Genomic DNA, 21,773 nt, shown 5'->3' on the forward strand with positions numbered 1-21,773 from the left:
CCTTTCGTAGAATCGACGGCGATGACAATCACCTCTGACCGCGGCACCGCGACCTCGGGCCGGAACGCCTTCGGCGAGCCGACCGACCCCCACCTCCCCGGCGTGACCGTCCCGACCGGCTCCTCGACGCTCAGCGTCCGCGGGGCCCGGGTGCACAACCTCCGGAACGTCGACCTCGAGATCCCCCGTGACTCCCTCGTGGTGTTCACCGGCCTGTCCGGATCCGGCAAGTCGTCGCTGGCCTTCGACACGATCTTCGCCGAGGGCCAGCGACGCTACGTCGAGTCCCTGTCCGCGTACGCCAGGCAGTTCCTCGGCCAGGTCGACCGGCCCGACGTCGACTTCATCGAAGGGCTGTCGCCCGCGGTGTCGATCGACCAGAAGTCGACGAACCGCAACCCGCGGTCGACGGTGGGCACGATCACCGAGGTCTACGACTACATGCGTCTGCTCTGGGCGCGCATCGGGGTGCCGCACTGCCCGACGTGCGGCGAGGTCATCAGCAAGCAGACCGTGCAGCAGATCGCCGACCAGCTCATGGAGTTCGAGTCCGGCACGCGCTTCCAGGTGCTCGCCCCGGTCATCTCCAAGAAGAAGGGCGAGTTCGTCGACCTCTTCCAGGAACTCGCGGCGTCCGGCTACGCCCGCGCGATCGTCGACGGTGAGCGCATCCAGCTCAGCGACCCGCCGAAGCTCAAGAAGCAGGTCAAGCACGACATCTCGGTGATCGTCGATCGTCTCGTGTCGAACGAGGACATCCTCGGTCGGCTCACCGACTCACTCGAGACGGCACTGCGCCTGACCGGTGGCACGGTCGGCATCGACCTGGTCGACCACGACGGTCCCGGTGCGGTGCGCACCTACTCCGAGAACCTGTCGTGCCCGAACAACCACCCGCTCGCGCTGACCGAGATCGAGCCCCGCACGTTCTCGTTCAACGCGCCGTTCGGCGCCTGCCCGGAGTGCTCCGGGCTCGGCACGCGCATGTCGGTGGACCCGGACCTGGTGCTCGGCGACCCCGATGCCTCGCTGCGCGACGGCGTCCTGCTGCCCTGGACCGGCGCGAGCGGGCTGTACTCGTACTTCGAGAAGCTCCTCGCCGGCCTCGGCAAGGACCTCGGGTTCACGCTCGACACCCCGTGGAGCCAGCTCGACGCCTCGGTGCAGGCCGCGATCTTGACGGGCAAGGACTTCCAGGTGTCGGTGTCCTGGCGCAACCGGTTCGGCCGCGAGATGCGCTACACCAGCGGGTTCGAGGGCGTCATGCCCTACATCGAGCGCAAGTTCGCCGAGGCCGAGTCGGACTCGCAGCGCCAGCGCTTCCAGGGCTACCTGCGCGAGGTCCCGTGCCCGGTGTGCGAGGGAACACGCCTCAAGCCCGAGGTCCTGGCGGTCACGGTCGACGGCCGCAGCATCGCCGACGTCACCGACATGTCCCTCGACAACGCGTACGCGTTCATGGACACCCTGACGCTCACCGACCGCGAAGCGCACATCGCCGCGGCGGTCCTGCGCGAGATCCGGGCGCGCCTCGAGTTCCTGCTCGAGGTCGGGCTGAACTACCTGACCCTGGCGCGCGGCGCCGGCGGGCTCTCCGGTGGCGAAGCACAGCGCATCCGTCTCGCGACGCAGATCGGCTCCGGCCTGACCGGGGTGCTGTACGTGCTCGACGAGCCGAGCATCGGGCTGCACCAGCGCGACAACCGCCGCCTCATCGACACCCTGGTCAAGCTCAAGGACCTCGGCAACACCCTGATCGTCGTCGAGCACGACGAGGACACCATCCGCACGGCCGACTGGGTCGTCGACATCGGCCCCGGGGCCGGCGTCAACGGCGGCAACGTCGTGCACTCGGGCTCGTACGAGGGCATCATCGCGAACCGCGAGTCGGTGACGGGGGACTACCTCGCCGGCCGTCGTGCGATCGACGTCCCCGCCGAGCGTCGCAAGGTCAACCTGAAGCGCACCATCAGCGTGCAGGGCGCACGGGCGAACAACCTCAAGACGATCGACGCCGACTTCCCGCTCGGGGTGTTCACCGCGGTCACCGGCGTGAGCGGGTCGGGCAAGTCCACCCTGGTCAACGACATCTTGTACAAGGTGCTCGCGAACCAGCTCAACGGCGCCCGGCACATCGCCGGCAAGCACACCCGCGTCAAGGGCCTCGACCAGCTGGACAAGGTCGTGCACGTCGACCAGGCCCCGATCGGCCGCACGCCGCGGTCGAACCCGGCGACCTACACGGGCGTGTTCGACCGGATCCGTCAGCTGTTCGCCGAGACACCCGAGGCGAAGACCCGTGGCTACCAGCCCGGTCGGTTCAGCTTCAACGTCAAGGGCGGCCGGTGCGAGAACTGCTCCGGCGACGGCACGATCAAGATCGAGATGAACTTCCTGCCCGACGTCTACGTCGCGTGCGAGGTCTGCGGCGGCGCGCGCTACAACCGCGAGACGCTCCAGGTCCACTACAAGGGCAAGAGCATCTCCGAGGTCCTGGACATGCCGATCAGCGAGGCGGCCGAGTTCTTCGAACCGATCTCCGCGATCCACCGGTACATGGCGACGCTCGTCGACGTGGGCCTCGGGTACGTCCGTCTCGGCCAGAGCGCGACCACGCTCTCCGGCGGCGAGGCACAGCGCGTCAAGCTCGCCACCGAGCTGCAGCGCCGCTCGAACGGCCGGACCGTCTACGTGCTCGACGAGCCGACGACGGGTCTGCACTTCGAGGACGTCCGCAAGCTGCTCATCGTGCTGCAGAGCCTGGTCGACAAGGGCAACACCGTCATCACGATCGAGCACAACCTCGACGTGATCAAGTCGGCCGACTGGGTCATCGACATGGGCCCAGAGGGTGGCGCCGGCGGCGGTACGGTGCTCGCGACCGGCACCCCTGAGCACGTGGCCGACGTGCCGGAGAGCTTCACGGGCGTCTTCCTGCGGGAGATCTTCGACGCACAGGACGCCCGGGTCGGCAAGCAGCAGGCGGTGGAGGCCCGCACGGCGAGCCGACCGGGCAAGTCGACCAAGCAGAAGGCGGGTGCACGGTAGGTGGCGGACACCGTCCCGTGGCGCCCGAAGGCGGGGGAGATCCCGACCGACCCGGGCGTCTACCGCTGGCGTGACGAGGCCGGCCGGGTGCTCTACGTCGGCAAGGCGAAGAACCTCCGCGCCCGGCTGAGCAACTACTTCGCACCGCTGCCGACGCTGCACGAACGCACCCGGCGCATGGTGCTGACGGCCCGCAGCGTGGAGTGGACGACGGTCGGCTCCGAGATCGAGGCACTGCAGCTCGAGTACACCTGGATCAAGGAGTTCGACCCGCCGTTCAACGTCAAGTTCCGTGACGACAAGTCGTACCCGTACATGGCGATCACCATGGCGGACGAGGCCCCACGGGTGATGGTCACGCGGAACCGGAAGATCAAGGGTGCGAAGTACTTCGGGCCGTACCCGAAGATCTGGGCGGTGCACGACACCATCGACCTGATGATCAAGGTGTTCCCGATCCGCACCTGCTCGGACTCGTCGTACAAGCGCGCGATGCAGACGGGCAAGCCCTGCTTCCCCGGGCAGATCGGCAAGTGCGGCGGTCCCTGCTCGCAGCGCGTCACCATCGAGGAGCACCGTGCGCTCGTCGAGGAGTTCGTGCGGTTCATGAACAGCTACGACCGCCGGGTGATCACCGAGCTGCGCCAGCGCATGGGCGCATCGGCCGATGCAATGCAGTACGAACAGGCCGCGAAGTTCCGCGACCAGGTCGAGGCGCTCGAGGCCGTGCTCGAGAAGTCCGCCGTGGTGCTCCGCGACTCGGTGGACCTCGACCTGTTCGGCATCGCCGAGGACGAACTCGCCGCCGCCGTCCAGCTGTTCTCGGTCCGTGGCGGGCGCATCCGCGGTGTCCGCGGGTGGGTCGTCGACAAGGAACTCGACATCTCGACCGGTGACCTGGTCGAGCAGATCGTGCAGGGCGTCTACGCCGACAACGAGCTCACGCCGGCCGCCGTCGCCGAGGAACCCCCGCGCGAGGTCGTGGTGCCGACCCTGCCCGAGGACGCCGACGCGCTGCAGCAGTGGCTCAGCGAACGACGGGGCGGCCGCGGCACGAAGCTCAGCACGGCGCAACGCGGTGACCGTGCCGGCCTGGCCCGCACGGCCGCGCAGAACGCCGCCCAGGCGCTGATGCTCTACAAGACGAAGCGGTCGGCCGACTACACGACGCGCTCCGCGGCCCTCGCCGACATCCAGGACGCCCTCGGCATGACCGAGGCCCCGCTCCGCATGGAGTGCTACGACATCTCGCACCTGCAGGGCACGAACGTCGTGGCGTCGATGGTGGTGTTCGAGGACGGCCTGCCCCGCAAGGACCAGTACCGCCGCTACACGATCGCCGAGACCACCGACGACACCGACAGCATGTACCAGGTGCTCACCCGGCGCCTGGCGCGCCTCGACGAGGACGCCGACCTGCCGGACGTCCCCGACGTGACGAGCGCCGAGGTGGTCGAGGGCTCCAAGCCCTCGAAGCGGTTCGCCTACCGGCCGCAACTGCTCATCGTCGACGGTGGACAACCCCAGGTGCAGGCCGCCAAGCGCGCGCTGGACGAAGCCGGGGTGCAGGACATCGCGCTGGTCGGCATCGCGAAGCGTCTCGAGGAGCTCTGGCTGCCCGACGACGACTTCCCGGTGATCATGCCGCGCAACTCCGAGGCGCTCTTCCTCATCCAGCGCATCCGCGACGAGGCGCACCGGTTCGCGATCACGCACCAGCGCACCCGCCGCAAGCGCGACGTGCGGTCCCGGCTGTCGGAGATCCCCGGGCTCGGGCCGTCGCGGGTGAATGCGCTGCTCAAGCACTTCGGATCCGTGGCACGGCTGCGCGAGGCCACGGCCGACGAGATCAGCGAGGTCAACGGTGTCGGTCCGGCGACCGCCGCGGCGGTCGTCACGAAGCTGCAGCAGACCCCGACGAGCGCGCCGGCCACCAGCACGGCGAGCCCGACGAGCGCGCCGGACGCCGAGACGGACCCGACGGACACCGCGGACATCGCGGACATCGCGGACATCGCGGAGGCTGCGGACGCAGCTCCACTCCGAGGAGGCCCGGTGCGGGTCCCAGACGTGACCCACGACGGTCCGCAGCTGCCCACGTGACGCATCCCGTGCCTCCCGACACCTGTCGGGCGATACCCTGGTCCCGCAGCCGAGACCTCCCCGGGCGACGCGCCCGGGCCGCCACGACGGAGCCCACTCCCAGATGACCGACAGCGCCACAGCGACCGCGCACGCGTCGCAGCACGACATCCTCATCGTCACCGGCATGTCCGGGGCCGGGCGTTCGACGGTCGGCAAGGCCCTCGAAGACCTCGGCTGGTACGTCGTCGACAACCTGCCGACGCAGATGCTGGCACCGCTCACCGAGCTGGCCGACCGCGCCGGCGAGAAGATCCCGAAGATCGCCACGGTCGTCGACGTCCGCGGCGGACGGTTCTTCACGGACCCGGAGCACGCGGTCGAACAGGTGCGGTCGACCACGTCCGCACGGGTCCGGGTGCTGTTCCTCGAAGCCACCGACGCCGTCCTGGTGCGGCGCTTCGAGCAGGTCCGACGACCCCACCCGCTCCAGGGCGAGGACACCCTGCTCGACGGCATCGCGCGCGAGCGGACACGGTTGGCTGGTCTGCGCGAGGCATCCGACATGGTGATCGACACCTCGGACCTCAACATCCACCAGCTCGCGAACACCGTCACCGAGCAGTTCGCCGACGATCACTTCGTGGGTGTTCAGGTGACGCTCATGAGCTTCGGGTTCAAGTACGGACTGCCCGCCGACGCCGACATGGTGGCCGACGTCCGGTTCCTGCCGAACCCCTACTGGGTCCCGGAACTCCGGGCCCACACGGGCCTCGACCAGCCCGTCTCGGACTACGTCCTGGCCCAGGCCGGAGCCCGTCCGTTCGTCGATCGGTACGTCTCCGTGCTCGAGCCGGTGCTCGAGGGGTACCAGCGCGAGAACAAAAGACACGCTACGATCGCCATCGGCTGTACCGGCGGGAAGCACCGCTCGGTCGCCATCGTCGCCGAGTTGGCGAACCTCCTCCGCGGGATGCCTGGCGTCGCCGTGCGTGTGAAGAACCGAGATCTCGGCCGGGAGTGACCGTCCCTCCGGCCGCTCCCCACGTACGTGCCGCCGGAATCGCGGGACCACCAGATGAACGTTAGGAATGATGCTGTGCCGTTGACTGCCGAGGTCAAGGACGAACTGGCCAGGGTCGCCGTGAACCGCAACACGGTCCGCGCCGCCGAACTGGCCACGATCCTCCGGTTCGCGGGTGGCCTGCACGTCATCTCGGGCCGCATCGCGGTCGAGGTGGAGCTCGACACCCGGATCATCGTGCACCGGGTCCGCAAGGACCTCGCCGAGCTGTACGGCGTCCGCAGCGAGGCGTCGGTGGGCTCGTCCGCGTCGTCCCGTCGTGGCACCCGCTACCTGGTCCGCGTGCTCGAGGCGGGGGAGACCCTCGCACGCCAGACCGGTCTGATGGACGCCCGTCGTCGCCCCGTCCGCGGGCTGCCGAACCGGCTCACCACGGGCAACCGCGAGGACCTCGCCGCGATCTGGCGCGGTGCGTTCCTCGCCTCCGGCACCCTGACCGACCCGGGCCGGGCCGCAGCGCTCGAGGTCACGTGCCCCGGCAACGAGGCCGCCATGGCCCTCGTCGGCGCCGCGTCGCGTCTCGGCGTCGCCGCGAAGGGCCGCGAGGTCCGTGGCGTCCACCGCGTCGTCATCCGCGACGGCGAGGCCATCGGCCAGATGCTCACGGTGATGGGCGCCGCCCGCACCACCGCCGACTGGGAGGAGATGCGGCAGCGTCGCGAGGTCCGTGCGACCGCGAACCGCCTCGTCAACTTCGACGACGCCAACCTCCGCCGTTCGGCGCAGGCCGCCGTCGCCGCCTGCGCCCGCGTCGAGCGCGCGCTCGAGATCCTCGGCGACGAGGTCCCCGACCACCTGCAGTACGCCGGCGCGCTGCGCCTGCAGCACCGCGACGCGTCGCTCGACGAGCTCGGCCAGCACGCCGACCCGCCCATGACGAAGGACGCCATCGCCGGTCGCATCCGCCGACTCCTCGCCATGGCCGACAAGCGCGCGTCCGACCTCGGCATCCCCGGGACGGAAGCGAGCGTCCCCGAGGAGCTCGAGGGCGTCTGAGACGGGTCGTCCGACCTGCATGACGGGAGGCGCGGTGCCAGCTGGCACCGCGCCTCCCGTCCGTTCTGTGGGGGCGCTCACGGGCCGCACCGACGTCGTTCCGGACGTTGCGGACGACCGTCCGGACGGACCGTCACACCGCACTGCCTGGCAGGGTCCGACTGCTAGGGTCGTTACGGCGACGTTACGGCGACGTTACGGGGCGTATCGTCCACCACACGCGGGCCCGACAGGGCCAGCGCCCTCCGAAAGCAGCGCCCCTCGGGCGCTCCACACCCACCAGGAGATCCATTGACCGTCAAGATCGGTATCAACGGCTTCGGCCGTATCGGCCGCAACTTCTTCCGGGCCGCCCTCGCGAAGGGCTCCGACCTCGAGATCGTGGCGGTGAACGACCTCACCGACAACGCCGCGCTGGCGAACCTGCTGAAGTTCGACTCCATCACGGGTCGTCTCGGCGTCTCCGTCGAGCTCGACGGCGACAACATCGTCGTCGACGGCAAGGCCATCAAGGTCCTCGCGGAGCGCGACCCCGCCAACCTCCCCTGGGGCGAGCTGGGCGTCGACATCGTCATCGAGTCGACCGGCTTCTTCACCAAGGCCGCCGATGCGCAGAAGCACATCGACGCGGGCGCCAAGAAGGTCATCATCTCCGCCCCGGCCACCGGTGACGACGTCACCATCGTCCTCGGCGTGAACGAGGACCAGTACGACCCGGCGAACCACAACATCATCTCGAACGCGTCGTGCACCACGAACAGCCTCGCGCCGCTCGCCAAGGTGTTCAACGACAAGTTCGGGATCGAGCGTGGCCTCATGACCACGATCCACGCCTACACCGCCGACCAGAACCTGCAGGACGGCCCGCACAAGGACCCCCGTCGTGCCCGTGCGGCCGCGCTGAACATCGTCCCGACCTCGACCGGTGCCGCCAAGGCCATCGGCCAGGTCATGCCGGAGCTCGCCGGCAAGCTCGACGGCTTCGCGCTCCGCGTCCCGGTCCCGACCGGCTCGATCACCGACCTCACCCTCGAGACCAAGTCCGAGGTCACCGTCGACGAGATCAACGCCGCGTACAAGGAGGCCGCAGAGGGCCCGCTCAAGGGCATCCTGCTCTACAGCGAGGACCCGCTGGTGTCGACCGACATCACGACGGACCCGCACTCCTCGATCTACGACTCCGGCCTGACCAAGGTCATCGGCGGTCTCGTGAAGATCACCTCGTGGTACGACAACGAGTGGGGCTACTCGAACCGTCTCGTCGACCTGACCGAGTACGTCGGCGAGCGTCTGTAACACATGGCCCTCCGCACCCTCGAGGACCTCGGCGACCTCGCCGGCAAGCGCGTCGTCGTCCGTTGTGACCTGAACGTCCCGCTCAAGGACGGCACCATCACGGACGACGGCCGCGTGCGGGCGTCCCTGACGACCCTCAACACCCTCATCACCGCCGGCGCGCGCGTCATCGTGATCTCCCACCTGGGCCGCCCCGACGGGGAACCCAAGCCGGAGTTCTCGCTCGCGCCGGTCGGCCAGCGGCTCTCCGAGCTGCTCGGCAAAGAGGTCACGTTCGTCGGCGAGACCGTCGGCGACGAGGCGACCGCAGCCGCCGGGGCCCTCGAGGACGGCGACGTCCTGCTGCTCGAGAACCTCCGGTTCAACCCGGAGGAGACCTCGAAGGACGCTGCCGCGCGCTCCGCGTTCGCGGACCGCATCGCGGCACTCGGTGACGCCTTCGTCTCCGACGGCTTCGGTGTCGTGCACCGCAAGCAGGCCTCGGTCTACGAACTCGCGTCCGCGCTGCCCAGCGCAGCCGGTTCGCTCATCGAGACCGAACTGCGGGTGCTCGAGCGCCTGACCTCCTCGCCAGAACGGCCGTACACGGTCGTGCTCGGTGGCTCGAAGGTCAGCGACAAGCTCGGCGTCATCGACCACATCCTGCCCAAGGTCGACACGCTGTGCATCGGCGGCGGCATGCTCTTCACCTTCCTCGCGGCCCAGGGCCACGGAGTGGCGAAGTCGCTGCTCGAAGCCGAACAGCTCGACGTCGTCCGCGAGTACCTCTCGCGGGCGAAGGAGCTCGGCGTGACGATCGACCTGCCGACCGACGTCGTGGTGGCCTCCGGGTTCTCCGCCGACGCGGCGCACGAGACGGTGGCGGCCGACGCGATCGAGTCGTCGTCGTTCGGCACTGACGGCATCGGCCTCGACATCGGCCCGGAGACGGCGGCGCGGTTCGCGTCGGCGGTGTCCGGTTCGAAGACGGTGTTCTGGAACGGTCCGATGGGCGTGTTCGAGTTCCCGGCCTTCGCCGCCGGCACGAAGACCGTCGCCAAGGCCCTGACCGAGGTCGACGGCCTCGGTGTCGTCGGCGGTGGCGACTCCGCCGCTGCGGTCCGCTCGCTCGGCTTCTCGGACGACCAGTTCGGGCACATCTCGACCGGTGGCGGTGCGAGCCTCGAGTTCCTCGAGGGCAAGTCGCTTCCCGGTCTCGAAGCACTGGGGTGGTCCGCATGACCCGCACGCCGTTGATCGCCGGCAACTGGAAGATGAACCTGGACCACCTCCAGGCCATCGCCACGGTCCAGAAGCTCGCGTGGACCCTGAAGGACGCCCGCCACGACTTCGACGACGTCGAGGTCGCGGTGTTCCCGCCCTTCACCGACTTGCGGAGCGTGCAGACGCTCATCTCGGCCGACAAGCTGCCGATCCACTTCGGTGCGCAGGACCTGTCGCAGTACGACTCCGGTGCCTACACCGGCGACGTCTCCGGCGCGTTCCTGTCGGCGCTCGACGCGCAGTACGTCATCGTCGGACACTCCGAGCGGCGCACGCTGCACGGTGAGACCGACGAGGTCGTCGCGGCCAAGACCGCCGCGGCCGTCAAGCACGGCCTCGTGCCGGTCGTCTGCGTCGGCGAGACCGGTGAGCAGCGCGAACAGCGCGGCGCCGGCGTCGTGCCGGTCGAGCAGCTCCGCGTCGTGCTCGACGCCGTGCAGCCGTCCGACATCGTCGTCGCCTACGAGCCCGTCTGGGCGATCGGTTCCGGCCAGGCGGCCACCGCGGAGCAGGCGCAGGACGAGTGCGCCGCGATCCGTCGCGGCATCGCTGCTGCCTGGGGCGACCAGGCCGCTGCCGACACGCGCGTCCTGTACGGCGGTTCGGTAAAGTCCGGCAACATCGCCGGGTTCCTCCGTGAGCCCGACATCGACGGCGCCCTCGTCGGCGGCGCATCCCTCGACGTGCAGGAGTTCGCGGCGATCGCCCGGTTCCGCCAGCACGTCGGGCTGTAGCCACACCGGCTGGCGTCGGGCTGTAGTCCGCACCACTCCCGTCCGTGTACCGGCCGTGCCCCGCGCGGCCGGTACACTGGTACGGCTGACTGACACGAAAGGTACGTCGTGGCGATACTCTCCGTCGTGCTGCAGGTCCTGCTCGCAATCACGAGCCTCCTGCTCACGCTCCTCATCCTCCTGCACAAGGGCCGCGGTGGCGGCCTCTCCGACATGTTCGGTGGCGGCGTGACGAGCAACCTCGGGGCGTCCGGCGTCGCCGAGCGCAACCTCAACCGCATCACGGTGATCCTCGGTCTGGTCTGGATCGTCTCCATCATCGTGCTCGGTCTCATCAACAAGTTCACGGCGGGGGTCTGATCCATGGCTAGCGGAGGCAGTGCAATCCGAGGGTCCCGCGTCGGCGCCGGACCGATGGGCGAACAGGACCGTGGGGTCCAGGCCGAGCGTGTGGCGATCTCGTACTGGGACGCCCTCGGCAACGAGGTCGTGCGGTACTTCGCCGCCAACCTCCCGGACGAAGAGATCCCCGAGACGGTCGATTCGCCGTCGAGCGGGCTCCCCGCCGGGCGCGACAAGGAGAACCCTCCCGTGGTCTCCAAGACGGAGCCATACAAGACGCACCTCGCGTACGTGAAGGAGCGTCGGACTGAGGAAGAGGCAGCGCAGCTCCTCGAGGACGCGCTCCAGCAGCTCCGCGAGCGTCGCGGTACCGCGGCCAAGAAGGCGTAGCGCACACACACTGACGAAGGCCCCCGCACCGCGATGGTGTGGGGGCCTTCGTGAGTCGCGGGCGCGGGTGGCAGTGCTCACCGCGCGGGGGCTTACTCGCCGAGTGGTCACGACGCGCCGTGCGCGGCTCGCGGTGGTGGCACGTTCTGTCGCCTGCGACGCCCGCAGCCGACAGCTCTTGACCGCTCGGCGTCGTGTCGGCGGGGTGTCGCAATCGTTCGGTTGCCGGGTGCCGCGCGGAGAGCCGGCTCGCCGAGTGGTCACGACATGCCGCGTGCGGTTCGCTGCGGCGGCGGGTTCTGTCGCCCGGGCCCGCGTTCAGGCGACACTTCTTGACCGCTCGGCGCCGGCGAGCGGGTGTGGGGCGGCGGTGGGAGCGGTGAAAGCGACCACAGACGGACGGGAGGCCCGGTGCCAGCTGGCACCGGGCCTCCCGTCAGGCAGGACGCGCGTCTAGTACGTCGACGCGATGAGGTTCTCGGGGACGTCGCGCGCGGCGTCCTGGTCCACGAAGAACACGGTGCGCTTGCGACCCTGGACGCCGCCGACGGGGACGTCCTCGACGGAGGCGCCCGCCAGGGCGAGCCCGAGGACCGACGCCTTCTCGGCGCCGGACAGGATGACCCACACGCGCTGCGAGGCGTTGATCACCGGGTAGGTGACCGTCAGCCGCTGCGGCGGCGGCTTGGGGGAGTCGTCGACCGACACCACGGCGCGGTCGGTCACCGTGAGCTGCGGGAACTCGGGGAAGAGCGACGCGGTGTGCCCGTCGGGGCCGACACCGAGCAGCGTGATGTCGAAGCGCGGAGCGACGGCACCCTCGTACGCGGCGTCCTGCAGTTCGCGCTCGTACTGCAGCGCGGCCGCTTCGATGTCGATGCCGGCGTCGGACGCGGGCATCGGGTGGATGTTCGACTCCGGGATGTCGACGTGGTCGAAGAAGTCGGTCTGCGTCCCCGTGGTGTTGCGGTCGGCGTCACCGGCCGGCACCCAGCGCTCGTCGACCCACCAGACGTGGACCTTCGACCAGTCGACGCTCTCGCGCGCCGGCGACTGGCCGATGGCGGCGAGGACGAGGGACGACACCGAGCCACCGCTGATCGCGATGTCGGCACGCTCCTGCTCGTCGAGCACGTCGATGATCTTGGTGATGAAGCGTGCGGCGACCGAAGCGCCGAGGGCCTGCTTGTCCGGGTGCACGAGCACCCGCCGTTCGTTGGTCACGTGACTCCCGTGTTCGTGGCGGCCGACCGGTCGTACGACCGCCTTCGGTCCGGTCGGGCCGCCTGCACCAGACAGACGACCCGACCGTTGTGGGGTGCTCAGCGGGCGATGGTCTCGCGCAGCTGGGGAACCCCGTGCTTGACGACGTCTCCGAAGAGGACGTCCGGGTCGAGTCTACGGAGTTCCTCGGCCAGGCAGTCACGCAGGTTGCGGCGTGGCAGCGACAGGTCGTGCGTGGGCTGACCGGGCATCGAGAGCGTCGCGACGTCCACCAGGGAACGCTCGAGGTCGATGGTGCCCGACTCGCGCACGAGCTTGACGCCGTGGATGCCGCTCGAGCCGGTCGCACGCGGCGACGTGGTGACCGTCACCGGCACCTCGAGCTGGAGCTGCAGCCACGCGGCGAGCAGGATCGTCGACGGGCTGTCCGACGCGCCCGTCACCTCGACGCCCGTGATGGGCTCGTACGGCGGCTGGTCGAGCGCCGCGGCGAGCTGGTTCCGCCACAGGGTCAGTCGGGTCCACGCGAAGTCGGTGTCGCCCGGAACGTACGAGGCACCGAGGGCCTCGATCGCGCCGTTCGGGTCCTTCTGCGCGGCGGCGTCGGTGATCCGGCGCTGGGCGATGCGGCCCAGTGCCGAGGCCGACGGCTGCGACGGCGCGGTCTGCGGCCACCAGGCCACGACCGGGGCGTCCGGCAGGAGCAGGCCCGTGACCAGGCTCTCCTCGTCGGTCGCGGTCTCGCCGTAGGCGCGGAGGACGATGACCTCACTGGCGCCCGCGTCGCTGCCCACGCGGATCTGCGCGTCGAGACGGCCAGGCGACTTCGTGTCGCCGTCGTTCTTCGACACGATGATCACGCGCATCGGGTGCTCGCGGGACGCCTCGTTCGCCGCCTCGATCGCCTCTTCCTCGTGGCCGAGGGCCGTCGAGATGATCAGCGTCAGGACACGACCGAGGGCGACGGCGCCGCCCTCTTCGCGGATGTGGACGAGCTTCTTCTGGATCTTCGAGACCGTGGTGTTCGGCAGGTCGATCTTCATGGACGCCTCCAGGTCCGGCCGTCGCGGGCGAGCAGGGCATCGGCGGACGCCGGACCCCACGTGCCGGGACGGTACTGCTCGGGCTGGCCCTGCGTGGCCCAGAACTCCTCGATCGGGTCGAGGATCTTCCAGGACAGCTCGACCTCCTGGTGCCGCGGGAACAGCGGCGGGTCACCGAGCAGCACGTCGAGGATGAGTCGCTCGTACGCCTCGGGGGACGCCTCGGTGAAGGCGTGGCCGTAGCCGAAGTCCATCGTCACGTCGCGCACCTGGGTGCCGACGCCGGGGACCTTCGAGCCGAACCGGAGCGTGACGCCCTCGTCCGGCTGGACGCGGATCACGAGCGCGTTCTGCCCGAGGGGGGACTGCGAGTTGCCGTAGACGTCCTCGGGGACGCGCTTGAAGACGATCGCGATCTCGGTCACACGGCGCCCGAGCCGCTTACCGGCGCGCAGGTAGAACGGGACGCCCTGCCAGCGACGGGTCGCGATGTCGAGCTTGATCGCCGCGTACGTCTCGGTGCCGGACTCGGGGTTCATCCCGGCCTCGTCGAGGAACCCGAGCACCTTCTCGCCGCCCTGCCAGCCGCCGGCGTACTGTCCACGCGCCGTGGCGGTCGACAGGTCCTCGGGCAGCCGCACGGCGGACAGCACCTTCTCCTTCTCGGCGCGCAGGTCGGCGGCCTTGAACGAGACGGGCTCCTCCATCGCGGTGAGCGCGAGGAGCTGCAGCAGGTGGTTCTGGATGACGTCGCGCGCCGCGCCGATGCCGTCGTAGTACGCGGCACGTCCCGCGACGCCGATGTCCTCGGCCATCGTGATCTGCACGTGGTCGACGTAGTTCGAGTTCCAGATGGGTTCGTACATCTGGTTCGCGAACCGGAGCGTCAGCAGGTTCTGGACGGTCTCCTTGCCGAGGTAGTGGTCGATGCGGAACACGTCGTCGGGCGCGAAGACGCTCTCGACGATCGCGTTCAGCTCGCGCGCGGTGCGGAGGTCGGAGCCGAACGGCTTCTCGACGACCACGCGGCTCCACGAGCCCTCGCGCTTCGCGGTGAGGCCGGACAGCTTCAGCTGCTCGGTCACCACCGGGAACATCTTCGGCGGGATGGACAGGTAGAACGCGTGGTTGCCCAGCGTTCCGCGCTCGGTGTCCAGGTCGTCGACGGTCTGCTTGAGCTGCAGGAACGCCTCGGGGTCGTCGAACGAGCCCTGGACGAAGCGGATGCCCTGTTCGAGCTGACGCCAGACGTCCTCGTCGAACGGGGTGCGGGAGTGCTCCTTGACGGCGTCGTGCACGAGCTGGGAGAAGTCTTGGTCCTCCCAGTCGCGACGGGCGAAGCCGACGAGCGCGAACCCCGGGGGCAGGAGCCCCCGGTTGGCCAGGTCGTAGACCGCCGGCATCAGCTTCTTGCGTGACAGGTCGCCCGTCACGCCGAAGATGATGAGCGTGCTCGGTCCCGCGATCCGGTTCAGTCGACGATCCGTCGGCAGCCGGAGCGGGTTGTGCTCCGGGGTGATTGCCACCGGTGACATGAGTCGGTGAACTCCTTACGAGTCAGTGGGAGACGGCGGAGGCGATGGCCGCGGTGGCGGCGCGCACGTCCGACGTCGTGAGGGTGAGGACCGGGCGGCCGTGCTGCGCGAGGACACTCGCGTCACCGGCTGCCTGGGCCTGGAGGAGCTGGCCGAACGTGAACGGCCGGCCCGGGATCGCCAGGTCGTCCGGTTCGTCCGCCACGATCTGCAGGAACACTCCCGTGGCGGGTCCGCCCTTGTGGTACTGCCCGGTCGAGTGCAGGAACCGCGGGCCGTACCCGAAGGTGACCGGCCGACGCGTGCGCGCCGCCAGGGCGTCGCGGAGCGTCTCGAGGTCACGGTTCGTGGTGCGGTCGACGTACGCCTGCACCGCCACGTAGCCGGTGGCGTCCAGTTCGGACAGGAGGCCCGTCACGGCTTCTGCGAGCGTCGTCCCGACCGCCAGTCCGGGCGTCGCGGAGACGGCGATGCCGTCCTCGGTGAACGCGGGGTCCGCAGGCGCGGGACGGTCGTCGAGCAGCGCACGGGTCGCGACCTTGGCGGCCTCGACGTCGGGCTGGTCGAACGGGTCGATGCCGAGCAGCCGCCCGGCGACGGCGACGGCGTACTCCCAGACGAGGATCTGACCACCGAGCGTCCCGGTGATCTCGACCTCGCCCTCGGCGACGTGGCGCTCGTCCTCGCGCGAACCGACCAGGCGGATGACCTGGACGTCCGGCAGGGCTGCGGAGACCTCGGGGGAGTCGGCGTGCAGCACGACGGGCAGCAGGCCACGTCCGCTCTTGCCGGTCGACTCCGCGATCAGCTGCTCCACCCAGTCGCCGAACCCGACGATGTGGGTGCCGTCCGGCACGATGGCGATCTTGTCGCGCAGCGGGTCGGTGCCGGCGAGGACCGCACCGAGCACGAGCCCGGGGTTCTCGTCGAGGTCGACCGACAGCAGCGCGGAGATGGCGTCGGCCTCGTCCAGCAGCTCGGCGATGTCCGCTCCGGCGAGACCGGAGGGCACCAGCCCGAACGCGGTGAGCGCCGAGTAGCGGCCGCCGACGGTCGGGTCGGCGGTGAAGACCCGGTAGCCGGCGTCGATCGCGGCGGCCTCGAGCGCGGAGCCCGGGTCGGTGACGACGACGATGCGGCCGGTGGGGTCGATGCCCGCGTCGCGGAACGCCTGCTCGTAGACGCGGCGCTGGGAGTCGGTCTCGAGCGTGGAGCCGGACTTCGACGAGACGACGAGCACGGTGCGCTCGAGGTCCGTCGTGACGGCGGCGCGGATCTGCGCGGGATCGGTCGAGTCGAGCACCGTCAGCGGGACGCCGGCGGTGCGCGTGATGACCTCCGGCGCGAGCGACGAGCCGCCCATGCCGGCGAGGACGACGTGGTCGACCCCTTCGGCACGGAGCGACTCGCGCAGCGCGGCGATCTGGGCGACGAGCGGGCGGGAGACCGAGACGGCCTCCACCCAGCCGAGGCGCTTGGACGCCTCGGCCTCGGCATCCGGTCCCCACAGCTCGGGGTCCTGGGCGGTGATGCCCGAGGCCACCAGGTCAGCGACGAGCCCCGGGACCACCGAGTCGATGGCCCGCGCGGCATCGCCGCTGGCAGCGATGGAAACCGTCACTACTTGGCGCCCTCGAGCGCGGTCTTCACGGTGTCGACGAGCTCGCCCCACGAGACGTTGAACTTGTCCACGCCCTCCTTCTCGAGCAGCGCCACGACGTCGTCGTAGTCGATGCCCTGCGCGGCGAGCTGGTCGAGGACCTGCTGCGCGGCGTCGAAGGTGCCGGCGATGGCGTCGCCGTGGATCTCACCGTGGTCGAACGTGGCGTCGAGCGTCTTGCCCGGCATCGTGTTCACGGTGTTCGGGGCGGCGAGCTCGGTCACGTAGAGCGTGTCGGGCAGCGACGGGTCCTTGACGCCGGTCGAGGCCCAGAGCGGACGCTGCGTGTTCGCACCGGCCTCGAGCAGGCCGAGGGCGCGCTCGGAGGCGAACGCCTCGGTCCAGACCTGGTAGGCGAGCTGCGCGTTGGCGATGCCGGCCTTCGACTTCAGGGCCGTGGCCTCGTCGGTGCCGACGGCGTCCAGGCGCTTGTCGATCTCCGAGTCGACGCGCGACACGAAGAACGAGGCGACCGAGTGGATCTTCGACAGGTCGTGGCCGGCGGCCTTGGCCTTCTCGAGCCCACCGAGGTAGGCGTCGATGACGGCGCGGTAGCGCTCGAGCGAGAAGATCAGGGTGACGTTGACGGAGATGCCGGCGCCGATGACCTCGGTGATGGCCTCGAGACCCTCGACCGTTGCGGGGATCTTGATGAGGACGTTCTCGCGGCCGACCTTCTCGAACAGGAACTTGGCCTGCTCGATGGTCTTGGCGGTCTCGTGGGCGAGGCCCGGCTCGACCTCGATCGAGACGCGGCCGTCGAAGCCCTTGGTCTCGTCGTAGATCGGCTTGAAGACGTCGGACGCGTTGGCGACGTCCTGCGTGGTGATCTCGAAGATCGCCTCGGTCACATCGGTACCGGCAGCGGCCAGCTCCTTGACCTGAGCGTCGTAGCGCTCGCCCTTGGCGAGGGCCGACGCGAAGATCGTCGGGTTGGTGGTCACGCCGACGACGTTCTTCTGCGCGATGAGGTCGGTGAGCTTGCCGGTCTCGAGGAGCTCGCGGGACAGGTCGTCGAGCCAGATGCTCACGCCGACCGCGGAGAGGGCGGCAGTGGGGGTGTTCTCAGCCATGTGTTTCTCTTCTTTCCTTCATCGGCCTGATGGCCGGGGTCTGGGGGACCGGGGGCGCGTGGCGGAGCCGAACCGCGCCTCCCGGCAGAAGGGCCGGATCCGGCGAACCGGACCCGGCCCCTGCGGGTCAGGAAGCCGCGATGGATTCCTTCGCGGCGGCCACGACGTGTTCCGTCGTGAAGCCGAACTCCTTGAAGAGCGTCTGGTAGTCGGCCGAGGCACCGAAGTGCTCGATCGAGACGCTGCGGCCCTTGTCGCCGACGATGTCGCGCCAGCTCATGGCGATGCCGGCCTCGACCGACACGCGAGCGGTGACGTCCTTCGGGAGCACCTGGTCCTGGTAGTTCTCGGACTGGGCGCGGAACCACTCGATGGACGGTGCGCTCACGACGCGGGCGTTGATGCCCTCGCCCTTGAGCTGCTCACGGGCCTCGACGGCGATCTGGACCTCGGACCCGGTCGCGATGAGGATCACGTCCGGGGTGCCGTTCGGCGCCTCGGCCAGGATGTACGCACCCTTGGCGACGTTCTTCGCCGAAGCGAAGACCTCACCGGAGGCGTCGCCCTCGCCACGCTCGAACACCGGCAGGTTCTGACGGCTCAGCGCGATGCCGGCCGGGCGGTCGGTGTGCTTGAGCATCTCGAGCCAGGCGTACGCGACCTCGTTGGCGTCGGCGGGGCGGACCACGTCGAGACCCGGGATCGCACGGAGCGACGAGACCTGCTCGATCGGCTGGTGCGTCGGGCCGTCCTCGCCGAGGGCGACGGAGTCGTGGGTCCAGACGTAGATCGCCGGCGCGCCCATGAGCGCGGCGAGACGGACCGCCGGACGCATGTAGTCGCTGAAGATCAGGAACGTGCCGCCGAAGGGGCGGGTGTTCCCGTGCAGGACGATGCCGTTGAGGATCGAGCCCATGGCGTGCTCGCGGATGCCGAAGTGCAGCACGCGGCCGTACGGGTCGGTGCTCCACGTCGACGTCGAGGCCTCGGCCGGACCGAAGGACTTGGCGCCCTCGATCGTGGTGAGGTTCGACTCGGCGAGGTCGGCCGAGCCACCCCAGAACTCGGGCATCAGCGGCGCGATGGCGTTGATGACCTTGCCGGAGGCGGCACGGGTCGAGACGGCCTTGTCGGTCGGGAAGACCGGCAGTGCTGCCTCGAGGTCCGCGGGGAGTTCCTTGGCGTTGACGCGGTCGAACAGCGCCTTCTTGTCGGCGTTGGCAGCAGCCCACGCGTCGAAGGTCTTCTGCCACTCGGCGTGCTGCGCCTGGCCCTTGGCGACGGCGCCGCGGGTGTACTCGAGGACCTCGGGGGCGACCTCGAAGGTCTTCGCGGTGTCGAAGCCGAGGACCTCCTTGAGGCCCTTGATCTCGTCGGCACCGAGCGCCGAACCGTGGATCTTGCCGGAGTTCTGCTTGGTCGGCGACGGCCAGCCGATGATCGTCTTGAGGACGATGAGCGACGGCTTGTCGGTGACCTGCTGGGCGGCCTCGATCGCGGCGTGGAGCTCCACGGCGTCCTCGGAGTACTCGCCGGTCTTCTTCCAGTCGACGATCTGGACGTGCCAGCCGAGCGCCTCGTAGCGCTCGGGGACGCTCTCCGAGAACGCGATGTCGGTGTTGTCCTCGATCGAGATCTGGTTCGAGTCGTAGAACGCGATCAGGTTGCCGAGCTGCTGACGGCCGGCGAGCGAGCCCGCCTCGTTCGTCACGCCCTCCTGCATGTCGCCGTCACCGGCGATCACGTAGGTGAAGTGGTCGAACGGCGACTGGCCGGCCGGGGTCTCCGGGTCGAACAGGCCGCGCTCGAAGCGCTGGGCGTAGGCGAAGCCGACCGAGGACGCGAGGCCCTGGCCGAGCGGGCCGGTGGTGATCTCGACACCGTCGGTGTGGCCGTACTCCGGGTGACCCGGGGTCTTCGAGCCCCACTTGCGCAGGTGCTGCAGGTCGTCGAGCTCGAGGCCGTAGCCGTGCAGGTAGAACTGCACGTACTGCAGGATCGAGGCGTGACCGGCGGAGAGGATGAAGCGGTCGCGGCCGATCCAGGTGGAGTCGCTCGGGTCGCGACGCATCACCTTCTGGAAGAGCAGGTGTGCGAGCGGCGCGAGGCTCATCGCGGTGCCGGGGTGACCGTTGCCGGCGGCCTCGACCGAGTCGGCGGCGAGAACGCGGGCCGTGTCGACGGCCTTCCGGTCGATGGCGTCCCAGGTGAATTCAGCCACTTGGATGTTGACCCTTCTTGATGCGACATGTGCGAGGGCTCGTGCCATCGCACGGACATGTGGCCATCCCGGGGCCGAGTCGTGTCGCCGTCTAGCGGCGGCCGACCGGCTCATCGCGGCCGACGTCATCGGGGCGCGCACTGCGGGAGGGCAGGTCCAGCATAGTGACCAGCCACTCAGAAGGGGTTCAGGTGACGCCCGATGTTCACGAGTCGGGTCACCCGGGCCCTCGTCCGCCGGGCGTGTCGTGCTCCGCGGCCCGTCGTTCTGCACGGGATGTCTGCACGGGATGGGGGAGCGGGGCGTCATCGCGGCGCTTCCATCACGTAAACTGTCGACGACCCGTGGACATTCCGGGTCAGCGCATGCCCGGACGCCGCCGCAGTCGTCCACCGAGTGTGCGAGCTGATGCGAACAGACTGAGGTTCCCTTGCCGACTGCCACCGTGACCAGGCCCGACACCGATCGACCCCGATCGACGCTGTCCCGCAAGGTCCGTGCGTACGTCTCGTTGACCAAGCCGCGGGTCATGGAGCTGCTGCTCGTGACCACCGCGCCGACCATGTTCCTGGCCGAGCGTGGCGTGCCGGACCTCTGGCTCGTGTTCTGGACGATGCTCGGCGGGGCGATGTCCGCCGGTTCGGCGTCGGCCTTCAACTGCTACATCGACCGTGACATCGACCGCCTGATGAAGCGGACGAGCACCCGCCCGCTGGTGACCGGTGAGCTCTCGGACCGCGAAGCCCTCGTGTTCTCGTGGATCCTCGGCGTCCTGTCGACGGCGGTGCTCGGGTTCCTGGTGAACTGGCTCGCCGCGGCCCTGAGCGTCATCGCGATCCTCATCTACGTGTTCGTCTACACGCTGTGGCTCAAGCGCCGCACCCCGCAGAACATCGTGTGGGGCGGCTCGGCCGGCTGCATGCCCGTGCTCATCGGGTGGGCGGGCGTCACCGGCTCCCTCACCTGGGCCCCGGTCATCCTCTTCATGGTCATCTTCCTCTGGACGCCGCCGCACTACTGGCCGCTGTCGATGAAGTACCGGGACGACTACGACGCCGCCGACGTCCCGATGCTCGCCGTGGTCCGCGGTCGCACCGTCGTCGGCCTGCAGGTCGTGCTGTACGCCTGGGCGACGCTCGTCTGCTCGCTCCTGCTCATCCCCGTTGCGCACATGGGGCCGCTGTACACCGTGGTCGCACTGGCCGGTGGCATCTGGTTCGTCGTCGAGTCGCACCGGCTGTACTCGCGGGCGATCCAGCACGTCGAGCACGTGCAGCCGATGCGTGTGTTCCACAGCTCGATCACGTACCTGACGCTGCTCTTCATCGCCGTGGGCATCGACCCGCTGCTGCCGCAGGTCTTCACCTTCTAGTCACTGCGGGCCGCCACTGGGCGACGTCGTACGACGAACTCGATGTCGTACGGCGTCGCCTTCGTCGTTGGTGCGCGTGCGCGACGGTTGCGCGCGCGGGGATGCGACGTCCTCGACGTCGTACGACGTCGAGGACGTCGTTGCGGGTCAGTACGGGACCTGGCGCGGCCGTGGACGTGCCCACAGGGCAGCCGGGAGGCGCGGGGCGGGGCCGCCACGGGCCTCCCGGCCGCCCCGTGCGTACGTGGGCGCGGGGCGCACGCGTTCTGCGACGATCCACCGGTCGATCGTCGCGTGGACTGACGGACCATGCGCACGTACCCGATGCGTGTGCAACGAACGACACCCCACGAGTCGATCGACTCGTGGGGTGTCGCAGATCGGGTGTGGCGCGTGCGACGCGCCCGGGC

At 69.6% G+C, this 21,773-nt stretch carries 16 protein-coding genes; 10 read left to right on the forward strand and 6 right to left on the reverse strand.

All coding sequences use genetic code 11. The features are described 5' to 3' along the window. Window positions 1-21: 21 nt before the first annotated feature. The 9 genes from uvrA to GVL05_RS03225 all read left to right on the forward strand — a co-directional run bounded on the left by uvrA (window position 22) and on the right by GVL05_RS03225 (window position 11,235). The gene (uvrA, locus tag GVL05_RS03185; protein ID WP_235035819.1) at window positions 22-3,048 is read left to right on the forward strand and encodes an excinuclease ABC subunit UvrA; all 3,027 of its coding nucleotides are present in this window, start codon (window positions 22-24) and stop codon (window positions 3,046-3,048) included. Continuing rightward, complete coding sequence (gene uvrC, locus GVL05_RS03190) at window positions 3,049-5,151, forward strand: excinuclease ABC subunit UvrC (protein ID WP_159571232.1); 2,103 nt, start codon at window positions 3,049-3,051, stop codon at window positions 5,149-5,151. Between the two features lie 103 nt (window positions 5,152-5,254). Further along, entirely contained in the window at window positions 5,255-6,154 is a 900-nt protein-coding gene (rapZ, locus tag GVL05_RS03195) for an RNase adapter RapZ (RefSeq protein WP_111083956.1), read from the forward strand. 75 nt (window positions 6,155-6,229) lie between these two features. Then, window positions 6,230-7,210 (forward strand): DNA-binding protein WhiA, encoded by a 981-nt coding sequence (gene whiA, locus GVL05_RS03200; RefSeq protein WP_111083957.1) that lies wholly within the window; start codon window positions 6,230-6,232, stop codon window positions 7,208-7,210. 291 nt (window positions 7,211-7,501) lie between these two features. Further along, the gene (gene gap / locus GVL05_RS03205; protein WP_111083958.1) at window positions 7,502-8,506 is read left to right on the forward strand and encodes a type I glyceraldehyde-3-phosphate dehydrogenase; all 1,005 of its coding nucleotides are present in this window, start codon (window positions 7,502-7,504) and stop codon (window positions 8,504-8,506) included. A gap of 3 nt (window positions 8,507-8,509) precedes the next feature. Next, window positions 8,510-9,727 carry a phosphoglycerate kinase gene (pgk, locus tag GVL05_RS03210; RefSeq protein ID WP_131920119.1) on the forward strand — a complete coding sequence of 406 codons (1,218 nt, stop codon included), beginning with the start codon at window positions 8,510-8,512 and terminating at the stop codon, window positions 9,725-9,727. Then, window positions 9,724-10,503 (forward strand): triose-phosphate isomerase, encoded by a 780-nt coding sequence (gene tpiA, locus GVL05_RS03215; protein ID WP_111084168.1) that lies wholly within the window; start codon window positions 9,724-9,726, stop codon window positions 10,501-10,503. Before pgk ends, tpiA begins: the two co-directional genes overlap by 4 nt. A 108-nt stretch (window positions 10,504-10,611) precedes the next feature. Further along, complete coding sequence (secG, locus tag GVL05_RS03220; RefSeq protein WP_017887256.1) at window positions 10,612-10,863, forward strand: preprotein translocase subunit SecG; 252 nt, start codon at window positions 10,612-10,614, stop codon at window positions 10,861-10,863. Window positions 10,864-10,866: 3 nt separating this feature from the next. Next, the gene (locus GVL05_RS03225; RefSeq protein WP_027465686.1) at window positions 10,867-11,235 is read left to right on the forward strand and encodes an RNA polymerase-binding protein RbpA; all 369 of its coding nucleotides are present in this window, start codon (window positions 10,867-10,869) and stop codon (window positions 11,233-11,235) included. Between the two features lie 453 nt (window positions 11,236-11,688). Here GVL05_RS03225 and pgl read toward each other — a convergent pair whose 3' ends face one another. The 6 genes from pgl to tkt form a co-directional block, all read right to left on the reverse strand. Continuing rightward, a complete protein-coding gene (gene pgl, locus GVL05_RS03230) occupies window positions 11,689-12,459 on the reverse strand; it encodes a 6-phosphogluconolactonase (protein ID WP_111083960.1) in 771 nt (256 codons plus the stop codon). Between the two features lie 98 nt (window positions 12,460-12,557). After that, window positions 12,558-13,502, reverse strand: coding sequence for a glucose-6-phosphate dehydrogenase assembly protein OpcA (locus GVL05_RS03235; protein WP_111083961.1), 945 nt, complete (start codon window positions 13,500-13,502; stop codon window positions 12,558-12,560). Next, window positions 13,499-15,037, reverse strand: a complete 1,539-nt coding sequence (zwf, locus tag GVL05_RS03240) for a glucose-6-phosphate dehydrogenase (protein WP_132100323.1) — start codon at window positions 15,035-15,037, stop codon at window positions 13,499-13,501. Before zwf ends, GVL05_RS03235 begins: the two co-directional genes overlap by 4 nt. Window positions 15,038-15,059: 22 nt before the next feature. Continuing rightward, entirely contained in the window at window positions 15,060-16,658 is a 1,599-nt protein-coding gene (locus tag GVL05_RS03245; protein WP_159571235.1) for a glucose-6-phosphate isomerase, read from the reverse strand. After that, a complete protein-coding gene (gene tal / locus GVL05_RS03250; protein ID WP_132100325.1) occupies window positions 16,658-17,770 on the reverse strand; it encodes a transaldolase in 1,113 nt (370 codons plus the stop codon). The genes GVL05_RS03245 and tal overlap by 1 nt, the downstream gene beginning before the upstream one ends. Before the next feature lie 127 nt (window positions 17,771-17,897). Further along, window positions 17,898-19,991, reverse strand: coding sequence for a transketolase (gene tkt / locus GVL05_RS03255; RefSeq protein ID WP_123671736.1), 2,094 nt, complete (start codon window positions 19,989-19,991; stop codon window positions 17,898-17,900). A gap of 445 nt (window positions 19,992-20,436) precedes the next feature. Between tkt and GVL05_RS03260 the strand changes: the two genes are divergently transcribed. After that, the gene (locus tag GVL05_RS03260) at window positions 20,437-21,363 is read left to right on the forward strand and encodes a heme o synthase (RefSeq protein ID WP_111083966.1); all 927 of its coding nucleotides are present in this window, start codon (window positions 20,437-20,439) and stop codon (window positions 21,361-21,363) included. The last annotated feature ends 410 nt before the right edge of the window (window positions 21,364-21,773 follow it).

This window comes from Curtobacterium sp. 18060, from assembly GCF_902706105.1.
In the GTDB taxonomy this organism is placed as follows: domain Bacteria; phylum Actinomycetota; class Actinomycetes; order Actinomycetales; family Microbacteriaceae; genus Curtobacterium.

Coding starts and splice junctions, on each gene's coding strand:
- tal (WP_132100325.1), bottom strand. CDS start 17,770: ATGGCTGAGAACACCCCCACTGCCGCCCTCTCCGCGGTCGGCGTGAGC.
- GVL05_RS03235 (WP_111083961.1), bottom strand. CDS start 13,502: ATGAAGATCGACCTGCCGAACACCACGGTCTCGAAGATCCAGAAGAAG.
- pgk (WP_131920119.1), top strand. CDS start 8,510: ATGGCCCTCCGCACCCTCGAGGACCTCGGCGACCTCGCCGGCAAGCGC.
- uvrA (WP_235035819.1), top strand. CDS start 22: ATGACAATCACCTCTGACCGCGGCACCGCGACCTCGGGCCGGAACGCC.
- zwf (WP_132100323.1), bottom strand. CDS start 15,037: ATGTCACCGGTGGCAATCACCCCGGAGCACAACCCGCTCCGGCTGCCG.
- rapZ (WP_111083956.1), top strand. CDS start 5,255: ATGACCGACAGCGCCACAGCGACCGCGCACGCGTCGCAGCACGACATC.
- tpiA (WP_111084168.1), top strand. CDS start 9,724: ATGACCCGCACGCCGTTGATCGCCGGCAACTGGAAGATGAACCTGGAC.
- GVL05_RS03225 (WP_027465686.1), top strand. CDS start 10,867: ATGGCTAGCGGAGGCAGTGCAATCCGAGGGTCCCGCGTCGGCGCCGGA.